This window comes from Siphonobacter curvatus (genome assembly GCF_002943425.1).
GTDB classification, from domain to species: Bacteria; Bacteroidota; Bacteroidia; order Cytophagales; family Spirosomataceae; genus Siphonobacter; species Siphonobacter curvatus.
This window is the reverse complement of sequence record NZ_PTRA01000001.1, coordinates 3,578,828-3,592,618: the sequence shown is the minus strand read 5'-3', so window position 1 is coordinate 3,592,618 and position 13,791 is coordinate 3,578,828. Positions and strand designations below refer to the sequence as shown.

9 protein-coding genes are annotated in these 13,791 nt (G+C 48.4%); 4 read left to right on the top strand and 5 right to left on the bottom strand.

The features are described 5' to 3' along the window. Positions 1 to 88 precede the first annotated feature (88 nt). Positions 89 to 853: an O-methyltransferase gene (locus tag C5O19_RS14835; protein ID WP_104713530.1), complete on the top strand. Its 765-nt coding sequence runs from the start codon at positions 89 to 91 to the stop codon at positions 851 to 853. Between the two features lie 18 nt (positions 854 to 871). On the opposite strand, the gene C5O19_RS14830 is transcribed toward C5O19_RS14835, so the two are convergent. The 3 genes from C5O19_RS14830 to C5O19_RS14820 all read right to left on the bottom strand — a co-directional run bounded on the left by C5O19_RS14830 (position 872) and on the right by C5O19_RS14820 (position 4,252). Continuing rightward, positions 872 to 1,486, bottom strand: a complete 615-nt coding sequence (locus tag C5O19_RS14830; protein ID WP_165796028.1) for an outer membrane beta-barrel protein — start codon at positions 1,484 to 1,486, stop codon at positions 872 to 874. Positions 1,487 to 1,785: 299 nt separating this feature from the next. After that, positions 1,786 to 2,196 carry a hypothetical protein gene (locus tag C5O19_RS14825; protein ID WP_133163373.1) on the bottom strand — a complete coding sequence of 137 codons (411 nt, stop codon included), beginning with the start codon at positions 2,194 to 2,196 and terminating at the stop codon, positions 1,786 to 1,788. Positions 2,197 to 2,515: 319 nt separating this feature from the next. Then, positions 2,516 to 4,252, bottom strand: coding sequence for a DEAD/DEAH box helicase (locus C5O19_RS14820; protein ID WP_104713522.1), 1,737 nt, complete (start codon positions 4,250 to 4,252; stop codon positions 2,516 to 2,518). Positions 4,253 to 4,749: 497 nt separating this feature from the next. On the opposite strand from C5O19_RS14820, the gene hisB reads away from it, so the two are divergent. Together hisB and C5O19_RS14805 are read left to right on the top strand one after the other, a co-directional pair. After that, the gene (gene hisB / locus C5O19_RS14810) at positions 4,750 to 5,883 is read left to right on the top strand and encodes a bifunctional histidinol-phosphatase/imidazoleglycerol-phosphate dehydratase HisB (protein WP_104713518.1); all 1,134 of its coding nucleotides are present in this window, start codon (positions 4,750 to 4,752) and stop codon (positions 5,881 to 5,883) included. 264 nt (positions 5,884 to 6,147) lie between these two features. Continuing rightward, on the top strand, positions 6,148 to 6,486 hold the full coding sequence (locus C5O19_RS14805; RefSeq protein ID WP_104713516.1) for an ArsC family reductase: 339 nt from the start codon (positions 6,148 to 6,150) through the stop codon (positions 6,484 to 6,486). A 2-nt stretch (positions 6,487 to 6,488) separates the two neighbouring features. Here the strand turns inward: C5O19_RS14805 and tsaD are convergent, their stop codons facing one another. After that, positions 6,489 to 7,487, bottom strand: a complete 999-nt coding sequence (tsaD, locus tag C5O19_RS14800; RefSeq protein WP_104713514.1) for a tRNA (adenosine(37)-N6)-threonylcarbamoyltransferase complex transferase subunit TsaD — start codon at positions 7,485 to 7,487, stop codon at positions 6,489 to 6,491. A 142-nt stretch (positions 7,488 to 7,629) separates the two neighbouring features. Here tsaD and C5O19_RS14795 point away from each other — a divergent pair, with 142 nt between their 5' ends. Beyond that, a complete protein-coding gene (locus tag C5O19_RS14795) occupies positions 7,630 to 12,423 on the top strand; it encodes a translocation/assembly module TamB domain-containing protein (protein WP_104713512.1) in 4,794 nt (1,597 codons plus the stop codon). A gap of 57 nt (positions 12,424 to 12,480) precedes the next feature. On the opposite strand, the gene C5O19_RS14790 is transcribed toward C5O19_RS14795, so the two are convergent. Further along, entirely contained in the window at positions 12,481 to 13,710 is a 1,230-nt protein-coding gene (locus C5O19_RS14790; RefSeq protein ID WP_104713510.1) for a chorismate-binding protein, read from the bottom strand. Positions 13,711 to 13,791 lie beyond the last annotated feature (81 nt).

Here is a 13,791-nt window from a genome sequence, read left to right as displayed (position 1 = left end):
TTTACGAATAGTTCGTTTTACGATTATATCCACTTTTAATTGAAGCTTTGAGCGAAGGGAAATCTGGATGCGATAAGCAAGAACCATTTTGATTGCTTCTTACCTTCGGTACCTGTTTACCGCCGGAAACGAACATGGATTACATTCCCCGTTCGTTTTCGATTTATATACCCAAGTCATTCGTTCCCGGGAAAAGCAGCCGGTCTTTGAAGAGATTGAACGCATTCGTGCGGCCATGAAAGCTTGTACGGATGAAATTGAAATTGTAGACTACGGTGCTGGCTCCCGCCGCACGAATGCTCCAAGGCGTAAAATCTCGACCATTGCCAAGAATGCTCAGAAAACGCCCAAATTTTCTCAGTTACTGTATCGCCTCATTGCTCACTTTCAACCCAAAATCATTTTTGATCTGGGAACGTCATTGGGCATTACGACTTTATACGAGGCTAAAGCCGCCCCGAAAAGCAAGATTTATAGTTTTGAGGGTTGCCCAGAAACCGCCCGGGTAGCTGCTAGTAATTTACATTCTGCTCCGCAGGTAAGTATTGTAACGGGTAATCTGGATGAAACGCTGAAGGCTCAGGTCGAACAAGTTTCCCAAATTGATTTTGCTTTCTTCGACGCCAATCATCGGTATGAGCCCACCGTTCGATACTTTGAAACCTGCCTGCGTAAGGCTCATGCCGATAGCGTTTTTGTCTTCGATGATATTCACTGGTCCAAGGAAATGGAAAAAGCCTGGACCGAAATCCAGGCTCATCCAAGTGTCACCGTTACGATCGACTTATTTTTTGTGGGTCTAGTATTCTTTCGAAAGAAACAACCAACCCAGCATTTTGTCCTTCGTTTTTAAAGGGTTTAGGAGGTTTCCTTAGTTGTTCGTACGGGGAAATCCGAACGTCACACCTACGTTAACTGCCCATAGTTTGCTGGGGTTTTCCCAACGAATGTTGTTTACATTACCCGCAGTCGTACTGCCATCTTTGTTGCCAAAAATGAAGTTATAGCTACCTTCAGCAAACAGACCTACGCCACCCAGAGCAAAAGCCAAACCTACTTTAGGAGCGGCTCCAAATCGCGTATCCGTAGACTTGTAAATTTCAGCACCGGCCAGATTTACTTTCGTCGTACGCAGATACACCCCTGCTTCAGCTCCAATGTAAGGACGAACGACACCACTCGTCAGGAAGATGTCCAAGGTACCCGTCAATGGAACCAACGAGCCTTTGTTTTCCAGGTTGTCTCCGGCAGACTGATTATAGTCATAAGCAATAGCGATGTATTTAGCGGCTGCACCTACAGCAACGTTGGGGCCTAAGAATACTTTCAAGCCAGCACCTACACCCGGTTTAACTTGAGCATTGTCTAAATTGGGGGCTGCGGCCGTACCGTGTAACGTGAAACCTACTTGAGCGAATGAATTAAAGCTGAAGGAAGCCAGTACAGCTACCAGAGCCAAACTTGCATATAAACGAATTGCTTTCATGGAGATAATGTTGTTTAGGTAATTAATCCGGCTACTACTACTAAAAAAAAGTGCCAAGCCCCCTAGTAGGCTTAGTAGATTTTGACAAGGCGGGTAGGAAAATCTACAGTTTGGGGTTTTATCAACAAATGAAGCACTGGTGGGGCAAGGCATAACCTCAGAATTTTGGCTATCGGTTACAAAAAAAGTGGTCGGCGAAAATTCACCGACCACTCCGCTCACCTGTCAAACCAATCACTCGATTTAAAAGGAAGCCCTATTGCTCTTCCCCATCACACGTACCTAGGGCTTCCAGTACTTTACCAGCGGTTAGGGTATCCCTGTCCATCGCGTCTTTCCCAGGTAATGGCCCGGTCGATTCGATCTTGTAAGTCACTAATGAGGGCTCGTTCGCGGGGTGAAGTATAACCATTGGAGCGAGCTGCATAAATGGCCCGATCGGTTTGCGATTGTAACCGTTTCAGGTCCCGTACTTCCCGACGAGATAACTGACCCGATCGGATACCCTGTTCGATTCTTCTATTTTGTTGCTGTTGCCGAAATTCAGGATTAAAGCGGCCTCGGTTGTTATAGCGGCGATCTTCGTACCGATCCCGACGATCATATCGATCATCGTACCGTCCGTAGGGCTGAGCCTGCGTGCAGGCAGCAGTACCAATCATCAGCGTAGCGGCGACAAAAAGGGCTTTGGAGAAAAAGGAGGTTTTCATGGCGTTTTTTCGTTTTTTGTTCAAATTCAAGACTAAGAACAGAAACCTTAACGCACGTTTAAAGCCTTAACTTTCTTTAACAGGGGAGTGTAAAGCTTTCGGTTTGCTATTTATAGTTTTTATAAACCTTTAAGCTTATATAGTATTGAAAATCAGTGTTTTAATATTTTGTAAATCATATTTATTGACTAATTAAGCGAGAAGCAAGAAATTTTTAAACATGAAAAAAGCCTCTGCAACGATTCGTCACAGAGGCTTTTTTTATTTCAAGTTGTCAAGTTAAAACTGAAAACAGTACACTAGAAACTGACCACTAAATTTATCCTTTTGCCACTTCCACATTCACCCGCTTGCCTTTGATGGTGTTACCATCGAGTGCACTCAGGATCGTTTGTTGGTGTTCTTTAGGAACGTCCACAAAAGAGTAGCTATCGAACAAGTCGATCTGACCGATGACTTTACCCGGCAGACCCGTTTCGCCCGTAATGGCTCCTACAATGTGGCTAGGCGTAATTTTGAAATTCTTACCAATGTTAATGAACAGACGAACCATTCCGGCATCAGCACCACGGCGGAAGGGTTTGCCTTCACGATCCACACGGTCACGGGTGTTTCCATTACGTTCGCCGAAGCTTCCTTTACGATCTCCGAAACGTTCATTACCGCGACGATCTCCAAAGCGACCATTCCGGTCTCCACCGCGAGCATCACGGCCTTCGAATTTGTTACGGGGTTGTTCTTCCAAGTTATCCTCGGTTGTTTTTACACCACCCAGGTTGAGTTGAGCTAAGGCAGAAACGATAGCATTTGGTTCGTAGCCAGCTTCTTCCAGCGTGCTCAGTACATCAGCGTAAAATTCAGACGTACCTTCTTCGATGGTTTGCTGTACGCGTTCAATGAAGCGAGTTTTCTTGATCGCGAAAACATCCGCAAACGTAGGTAGCTTACCCCGGGTAATTTCTACTTTCGTATAGTTCTGAATGTCACGAATACGGTATTTTTCCGCTCCAGCAGCCAGTGTAAATGCTTTACCTGATTTACCAGCACGACCCGTACGACCAATCCGGTGTACGTAGTATTCCGAATCCATCGGTACATCGTAGTTGAAAACGGCTTCTACGTCGTCTACGTCGATACCACGAGCCGCTACATCCGTAGCAACCAGAATTTGCGTAGTACCTCCGCGGAATTTACTCATTACCTGCGTACGAGCGGCCTGACGCATATCGCCGTGCAGACCTTCCGCTGCGTAACCACGCATCTGGAATTGCTCAACGATTTCATCGACCCGAGCTTTCTGATTACTAAACACCAGCATTAATTTGATCTGGTGGAAGTCGATCAGACGGCACATGGCTTCGAACTTCGCATCGGGACGCACCGCGTACCAGCTTTGTTCGATATTGGCATTGGTAACTTCGTTTTTCGTAACTTTTACCAATTGTGGGTTTTTCTGATACCGTTTGGTCAGATCCATAATTGGTTTCGGCATCGTAGCCGAGAAGAATACCGTTTGGCGATCTTCGGGGCAGTCGGCCAGTACACTTTCAATGTCTTCCCGGAAGCCCATGTCCAGCATTTCGTCAGCCTCATCCAGTACCATGTATTTCACATGATCCAGACGCAGGGAACCACGTTCGATGTGGTCCATTACCCGACCCGGCGTACCTACTACGATCTGGCAGCCTTTGCGTAAATCGCGGTTCTGACGCTCGTAGCTATCGCCACCGTAAATGGCAGTAATCCAAACGCCTCTTTTGAATTTAGCCAAGCGACGAAGTTCTTCAGAAACTTGTACGGCTAATTCACGCGTAGGGCACAGAATCAGGGATTGAACGACTTTCTCGTTCGGATCAATAATGTCGATTAAAGGAATACCGAAAGCAGCTGTTTTACCGGTACCGGTTTGAGCTTGGCCAATGACGTCACGGCCTTCCAGCAGATGAGGAATAGACTCGGCCTGAATAGGCGAGGGTGCCACGAAACCCATTTCCGTGACGGCTTGCATCACCTCGTCAGAAAGACCGAGGTCAGCAAATAAAATTTGATTCTCCATGAATTAATGATACCACAAGAGTTCCTTGTGCTCCGGTCATCCACAGGCAGGGCCTGTTTCCGAAGACCTCACAAACAGAAGTTTGCGGTACAGTCGGTTTTAAATGATGTAAAATAAACCACAACGATGCCTACACATCCGTCGGGCTTCTGATGACCAAAGTGTGAGCTACAAAGGAGGGTTCGGCACGCGAACCAAATCAGAGCAAGGCAGACGGGAGGCCTTTTCAGCAAGCAGATGTTTCCCTGCCGCTAGAAATACAATGCAAAATACGCAGAAAGAGTTCAGGTCTGCAAGTAAATTGTACTATGTAGGGGAAATGTTCAGTATAATCAAAGAAATATACTATTCATTTTACTTTTTCCATGATTTAGATCAAAATCTAGGCTTCCTCCCAGAGGATTCTAAAGGCCTTGCAAGGCCCAGTAATGAAATACTAGCGGGAACGTGTGGGTAATTAGCTGATTCGGCTACAAATTTGTGGCAAAATCGCGTGCATGAAAAAAGCCTTATTCATTGATCGGGACGGGACGTTGATCGTAGAACCCCAGACCGATTTTCAGATTGATTCCCTCGAAAAGCTGGAGTTTTTGCCCAAAGCCATCTCTGCGTTACGTAAAATAGCCGAAGAAACCGATTACGAACTGGTCATGGTAACCAACCAGGACGGATTAGGTACGGATTCCTTTCCCGAAGATACGTTCTGGCCGACGCAGAATAAGATGCTGCAAACGCTCGAAAACGAAGGGATCGTCTTTTCCGCCGTACACATTGACCGCTCGTTTCCGGAGCAAAACCTGCCGACGCGTAAGCCGGGTACTGGCCTGCTTACGCAGTACCTGGACGGGAGTTACGATCTGGCCCATAGTTTCGTGATTGGCGACCGACTCACGGACGTACGGCTGGCGAAAAACCTGAACGCGAAAGCCATTTTGGTAGAACCCGCTAACAAAGAATCGGAACGCGGCTTGCTTACGCCGGAATTGGAGCCCTACGTCGCTCTGATTACGCCCGACTGGGATGAAATTTACCGCAAAGTACGGCTGGCCGACCGCATCGGACAGGTACAGCGGGATACGAAAGAAACCCAGATTTTTGTTGAACTCAACCTGGATGGTACGGGTAAGGCCAATATTCAGACGGGACTCGGCTTTTTTGATCACATGCTCGATCAACTGGCCAAACACGGCGGTCTGGATCTGACCATTAAAGTCAACGGCGACCTGCACATTGATGAACACCATACCATCGAAGATACGGCTCTGGCCCTGGGCGAAGCGTTCCGCAAAGCCTTGGGTGATAAACGGGGCATTGCCCGTTACGGTTTCCTGTTACCCATGGACGAAGCACTGGCTCAGGTAGCGATTGATTTTTCGGGTCGCCCTTGGCTGGTATGGGATGCTACTTTCAAACGGGAGAAAATTGGCGATATGCCCACGGAACTCTTCCATCACTTCTTCAAGTCCTTTACCGATACTTCACTTACTAATCTGAATATCAAGGTTGAAGGCGACAACGAGCACCATAAAATTGAGGCTATTTTCAAGGCCTGGGCCAAAGCGATCAAGATGGCCGTACGGCGGGAAATCCGGGAGCTTAATAATCTGCCCAGTACAAAAGGCGTCCTGTAAACTTTAGAGTTTAAGCTTTGTGGCTTACTTTTGTGATCATTGCTTTCGAAACACTAGATAACACATACGCATATGTTACTGAATATTCCTCTGCCCACTTTTGTACCCATCGCGTTTTTTGTATTGTTGATGGCCACGTCTTTCTACATTGGAGCATACCTGGAGAAGCGGGAACCTCGCAAATAGGAATACCAAACCTTAGAAAAAGAGCGGCCCCTAAAGCCGCTCTTTTCTGTATAACACGAACTTGCTACTCAATATACCATGTATACTTTATACGCTATTCCCAATTGTGATACCGTGAAAAAGGCCCGCGTATGGTTGGCCGATCATGCCATTGCCTATCAATTCCACGATTACAAGAAACAGGGCATTACGCGAGAAACGATTGAACGCTGGCTCACGCAAAAGTCCTGGGAGGAGCTGGTCAATAAAGCCGGAACCACGTGGAAACAACTCGCCGAAAAGCCAGCTGATCAGGAATCGGCGATTGCGCTGATGCTGGAAAAACCATCCGTGATTCGTCGCCCCTTGATTGAAGCCGAAGGGAAAATCGTTGCTTTAGGTTTCAAATCGGACCTTTACGAAACTACCTTCCCGTAAGTTTACCATTCCATCCGGGGAAGCGGTGAGACGGTCTGCGGGCAGAACTCGCCCCGTAATGCCTTATAATGCCCAGCCATTCCAATCATGGCCGCATTATCGGTGCAGTACTCGAAATTAGGAATGTACACGTTCCAGCCGAGTTTCTCTCCCGTTTGCTGCAATTCCCTGCGTAAACCCGAGTTCGCCGAAACGCCACCGGCAATGGCAATTTCCTTAATGCCGGTTTCGCGGGCGGCCCGTTTCAGTTTGGTCAGTAAGATTCGAATGAGTGTGGCTTGAACGGAGGCACAAATGTCAGGCAGGTTTTCTTCGATGAAGTTCGGATTCTGAGCTGTTTCTTTCCTAAGAAAATACAGGATGGCCGTTTTGATACCCGAGAAAGAATAATTCAGGCCGGGTGTATCTACGTCGGGTAAAGCAAAGCGGTCAGGATTACCCGTTTGAGCGTATTTGTCAATCAAAGGGCCGCCGGGGTAGGGCAGATTCAGCAATTTTGCCGTTTTGTCGAAGGCTTCACCAACGGCATCATCCTGAGTTTCGCCGATGACTTCCATGTCCAGGTAGTCCCGAACCAGTACAATCTGCGTATGTCCACCTGATACGGTTAGACACAAAAAGGGGAACGAAGGGTGCGGGTCCTGCAGGAAATGAGCCAGTACGTGGGCCTGCATGTGATGCACGTCGACCAGCGGAATGTTCAACCCCAGAGCCAGTGATTTGGCAAAGGAGGTGCCTACTAAAAGGGCACCCAGTAATCCCGGACCACGGGTAAAAGCAATGACGTTCAGGTCATTTTTTGTAACTTCGGCCCGCGTTAGGGCTTCGGCTACGACTGAGACAATGTGTTGCTGGTGAGCCCGTGAAGCCAACTCCGGTACTACACCGCCGTATTGCTGATGAATTAATTGCGTAGCAACGACGTTCGAACGAATCTGACCATCAATCAGTACGGCAGCTGAACTTTCATCGCAGGAAGATTCAATGGCGAGTAAGACCATAGCTAGCGAAACAACCCAAACGAGCGGGCTGGTTTGTAATTTTAAATGAGTATTTAGTCAACAAAAGTACGGGAGAAACGTTCAAATGACAGGTTTTGTCACGTGATCCCTGAATAACCATAGTTTTTTGTACCGTTCTCTCATGATGCGATCGCTCCTACGTTTCACCCTTCGAACCCTGCTAACCCTGGCGTTGGTAGCTTTCATCGGGTTAGCGATAGCGGTTCGATTTTCCTGGGTGACGTTCACGGATGCCCAGCAGGAAAGTCTGGAAGAAAAACTACTCCTGTTTGGCTTACCCTTATTGGTCATTGGGGTACTCGTACTGATCTTCTTTCCCCGGATACGCGACTGGGTTTTGTTTCATATCGCCCGGGAATCCCCGCTTATCGTTCGTAACGCGACCATTTTAATCACCTTGATGTTTGGGTTTACGATTAGCCTGATGGCGTTTTTACGCATTCCGGTCATTCAAACCAAGCTGACGCGATACGTTACCGATTGGTTTTACGAGCAAACGCATTATCCGGTTCGGATTGGTCGCGTGAATTATCGTTTTCCCGATAATCTCATTCTGGAACAGGTTTCCATTCCAGATACGCTTCGTAAACCCATGATTAACGTCAAGCGGTTGGAAGTGAATCTGGCCTTATTTAAACTCATTGATTCGGCTAGCACCAACATCCACCTCGATCAGGTCAAACTGGTTGGCCCCGACGTACGATTGGTTGTACAACCCAACGGAGATTTGAATATCGACGGCTTCATCAATGCCATTGACCGGCTTACGGCTCCTAAAACGCCCCGGAAAGGCCCTCCCAAAGTGATTCCGTTCACCATTGGGGAAGGTTTGGTGGAAGCAGGGGAGTTTCACTACGATGACCCTCGCAAAGAGCCTTTTAAACGAAAAGGCACCTTTGATTACAATCACTTTGTCATTCATGAACTCAACGGTAACGTTAAAAACTTTCTGGTTTTTGCGGATACCATTGCTGCCGACATTACGCACTTACGGGGGATTGACCGCGTCGCTCAGTTGCGGATTCACCAGTTTGATACGAAGTTCTTTTTCTCCGCTCAGCAGATGCGGTTTGAAAATCTGCTCGTACACGTCAATCGTTCGACGCTGCGTAAACATATCGAATTCCGGTACAAAAGAAGCCGGGATTTAGGCGACTTTAACGAGAAGGTACGCATCATTGCCGATCTCAATCAAAGCGTCGTTTATGCCAATGACCTGGCCCGCTTTGCCTCCTCCTTATACCAGTTTAACGACCGTTGGCAGGCGTCGGGACACTTCGATGGAACCGTTCGAGATTTTGTTTTCAACGCTACTGACCTGCGTTACGGCAAGCAAAGTCGGGCGGCGGGTACGTTTGCCTTTAAAGGCTTACCCGACTTTGAGACGTCAGATATGGATTTTCGCCTGAGTCAGTTTGTAACGAACGCTCAGGATTTGGCCCAGTATACGGGGAAAACCGCCGAAGAAACCATTAGAGAGTTTGGTACGCTGGATTATCAGGGACTTTTTGCGGGCCGCTACAATGATTTTCGGGCGAAGGGAACCCTGAAAACCGGGCTCGGTACGGTCGTGCCGGATCTGAGTATGAAGATTGCCGATGCCATCGAAAATTCAACGTACAAAGGAAATATCGAACTCGTTGATTTTGCTCTGGGAGATCTGATCAAAGATCCCAAACTGCTACAAACAATTGATTTAAAGGGACAGATTGAAGGGGCCGGATTCGACAAAGAAACGGCCACGGTCAAGCTTAATACGGACGTAAAACAGTTCGGATTTCAAGGGTATAACTACCGAAATATCCGCGTGGACGGAGCCTTGCAACTTGGGTTGTTTGAGGGAAAAGTAGCCATGAAGGATACTAATCTAGTATTCGATCTGGAAGGGAAAGCCGACCTGCGTCAGAAACGCAACTACTTCGATATTGACGGAACCATCAGCCGGGCCATGTTGCATCCGCTGGGGGTATCCGAAGAAGATATGCGGTTACAATCGGAAGTACACGTGGTCTGGACGGGGCTTGAGCTGGATCAGATGTACGGCGTCGCCCGCCTGAAAAATACGTATCTGACTCGGATGCTCGAAGAAGGCGATCGCAACCTGCTCATTGATACGCTGTATCTATTCGTACCCAAGCCCGTAAGCAGTCGGTATATCTCCCTGCAAACGGATATTCTGAATGCCACCGTCGAAGGCCCCTTTGCCCTGTCGCAAGCCCTGAAAGACTTACCCAATCTAGTCGAAGAGTACAAAATTTACTTCACAGAACTGGACTCCACCCGGCAGGACTATTACCGCCGCAAAGCCAAAAAGTCGTCCATCATCGACCGCTACAGTCTGGATTACTCCGTTGACTTTAAAGACGCTCGGCCGCTGATGGCTTTTCTGTATCCCGGCGGCTATCTTTCGCCAAATACGCGGGTAGAAGGAGCCTTTACGATGGGAGCGACGTCGGTATTCTCATTCAATGCCAAAGTTGATACCTTACTCGTGGAGAGATATAAGTTCTACCACTCCGAAGTAGACCTCAACACGTCCAAATACGCCACTCAGAACGACGTACTGGCTTCGGCGGTCATTACGTCCCAACAGCAGCAAATCTACTCGGCGGCTCCAACGGAAGATTTACAGGTCGAAGCTTCCTGGGAAAAAGATCACATTGCCTTCACCAGCCGCCTTCGGCAGCAGCAAAGTACCAACCGGCTTAACCTGAACGGGGATATTTTTTTCCGTCCGGAAGGGACCGACCTGCATTTTCGCCGCTCCCGGGTCCGGATTCTGGATCAGGACTGGAACGTGAATACAGAGAACCGGATTCGGCTGACGGGTTCAACTATTCAGGTCAATGATCTGACCTTCCGCAATGTGGAGCAGTCAATTGCCATTAACGGCCTGGTTTCCAAGGATCCACTACAAACCCTTTCCCTCAAGGCCCAGGACTTTAACCTGGCTACGCTCCAACCGATTTTACAGGTAAACGTGAAAGGGACGCTCAATGGAGAATTATCCATGCGGGATGCCTACGAAAACATTAATCTGGACGGTAACCTGAACGTAGATGAACTCGTCTACAAAGGTTTTCTGATTGGCAACGTAACGGCTTCGTCGCAGTGGGACCGTACCAATCAGCGGGTGAATATCAACATGGGCGTTGATCGGATGAATAACCCGATTCTGAACGTAAAAGGAACGTACGCTCCCGAAGAGGATGAAAATTCGCTTGACCTTGTTGCAACGTTGAACCGGACCGATTTACAGATTTTTGAACCGTTTACGGAAGACCTTTTCTCAGAAATCAAAGGGCAGGCCAGCGGTAAATTACTGATTCGCGGTACGCCCCGTGATCCGAAGCTAGGGGGCCTGGTAGACGTAAAACGCGGGCAACTTCGCTTTGATTATCTGGGTGTACGACTGGCGTTCTCCGATACGATTCGTTTCCGGGGGGGTGAAATTCAGGCCCAGATGGGCGTAAGCGATGAAGAAGGCAATACGGGTAAGATCCGGCTGGGCATGTATTCGGGTGGTAATGGTAGTTATGCCCTGGATTTGAAAGCAAGCCTGAAAAACTTCAAGGTACTCAATACGACCAGCAAGGATAATAAACTCTTCTACGGCAAAGCCTACGTAACGGGTGATGTGAGCGTGGAAAGTGTGGGTTCACTGGATAATTTGATTGTTAAATCTAACGCAACCACCCGGCCCGGTACCGAAATTACGATTCCGATTGATAATGCTTCGGAGGTGAGCAATACGGATTACATTCAGTTTGTGAATCTGGCCATCAAGAAAAAAGTCGAAGAGGATCTGAGCCTGAAGCGTCGGATGCGTTCGGGCATTCGAATGGACTTCAATTTCAACATTACACCCGATGCCAAATGTATTCTGCTACTTGATCGTAGAACGGGGGACCGGCTGGAGGCTTACGGACACAGTAACCTGAATCTGGAAGTGGATACGAAAGGCGAATTCGCCATGCGGGGGACGTATGAGCTGGAAAAAGGCAAGTACTATTACAAATACGAAGCCTTGGTTTCCAAGGAATTTGCCATTCAGCCCAACAGTCGCATTAGCTGGTACGGCGATCCCTATGAAGCATACGTGGACGTCAAAGCTTCGTATACGAAGCTCACCTCACTAACGCCCATCATGAACCTGAGCAATGATCAGACCGCTTCGGCTCAGGCCCGGCGGGCATATCCGGTGGAGGTGACGATTAGTTTGAAAGATCGGCTCATGAAGCCAAATGTAGGCTTTGGGTTGAAAATTAAAGAGTATCCCCTAGAACCGCAGTTCTCCGGTTCAGTACAGGCTTTTGAAGCCCGCATTGCCAATGATGAGCAGGAGCTAAACAATCAGGTGAGTAGTATCCTGTTTTCGGGGCGACTGATCCCGCAAAACTCGCAGGCCTTCCGCGATATTAATGTACTGAATTTGCTGGCGGAAACGGGTACCAGCGTGCTGAGTGACATCCTTTCCAAAGTGGCTAATGGCGTGGAAGTGGATATCAATACCGTGAACGTGATTGGCTCGAATCAAAACCTGGCCGATCAGCTTCGGGCTCGCGTATCGTATAATTTCGGGAATGGATTGACGATTAGTCGGGACGGGGGCTTTTCATCGGTGTACAGTACACAAAATGCGAACCTGATTGGTGACTGGGCCGCCGAATGGACCGTAACGCCCGACGCCCGCTGGCGACTGAAAGCCTTTAGCCGTTTCCCGCAAAACACATTCCTGCAAAGCACCATCAACCAGAATACGCCGACGGTAGGGGGAAGTGTATTGTATACGAAAAGCTTCAACTATTTCTTCCCGAAGAAAAAAGTAACACCGTCCGCCGTTACTCCAACGGATACGACCCGACCCGATACTACTCGGCAACCCGCCCGTACGACGGAAGCCTATAAGCCCTGAAACGCAAAGCGGCCCGAACTTTGGTTCGGGCCGCTTTGCGTTAAAATCGTAAGGTACTTACAAGGCCAGGGCGGCGAGTAAGGTCTGGCATTTCATTTCGGTTTCGTGCCATTCCTGTTCCGGAATTGAGTTTTCCGTAATACCGGCTCCGGCGTACAAAACGGCCTGATCTCCTTCCATCTGCATGGTTCGTAAGTTGACGAACAAATGGGATTCGTTGTGAATATTAATCGGACCGAGGAAGCCACTGTAATAGCTTCGGTCGTAGTTCTCGTAATGTTCGATGAAGCGAAGGGCCGAGGATTTCGGCGTACCACAAACCGCTGAAGTGGGATGCAGCAGATCCAGCATGACCGTGCCCAGCTGCGGAAAATTAACAGCCTGGGTATCTACCTGAAAATCCGTACGCAGGTGCAGGAGGTTTCCGGCTTTGACCGTTTTGGGGCCACTTTCCTGGTATTCCCGCAAGCGAATTTTCTTGAAACACTCGATGATATACCGACTCACCAACGCGTGTTCTTCAATCTCCTTGTCCGACCATCGGGCATGTTCCAGGGAAACAGGCTGTTGCTGAGCATCCGTTGCGGATTGTGTACCCGCCAGCGACATCGTTCGAAACATACCTTGATGATCCTGACTGACGAGTACCTCGGGCGTTGCTCCCAACCAGACGCAACCCGACTCCGGTAAGGAAACGAGCGAAATAAACGCATTAGGATAGGTTTCGCAAAGCCGATGAAAGGCAGCTACGTGATCAAAACGGGCGGGTAATTCCACCCATTTACGCCGGGAAAGGACGACCTTCTGAAAAGCTCCGAGCTTCATTTCCGTAACAGCCTGCCGAACGGCTTCCTCAAATTTCTCCCGTTCCGAACCCGCATTTCCGTCCATTGGAATGGGTTTCAGGTGATACTCGGGTACGTCTTCGGAATCATCGTCGGCATCATCTTCAAACGCCTGAATACGCCAGAAATCCGCCGATGCAGTGATTTCTTCGGCAATCAGGGTTTCTTCCGCATCAAACGAAAAGTAAAGATCAGCCCGCAAAAAACGCGTCTGCTCGCCTTCCGGATTTAGAAAAGGACTGATGGCAAAACCAGCAGGCAATTCTTCCAGATCGGCTTTCAGACGACGGTCTTCGCTCGATAAATCAATAATCAGCTGTTTTTCTGAAGCTCGCGGTAATCGCCACAAGGCTGCCGGATAACCGCCACGCTCAGCCGTACGCCAAAGATTGGATAATGAGTGGGTACGAATTGAAATATTCTCAGTATGAACTGTTTCCATAACTCCATTTCACGATATAAGTATAACTATTCGCAGTGCGAAATGGTGCTGGGAATTCCTTAAAAAGTCATTAATTGATGT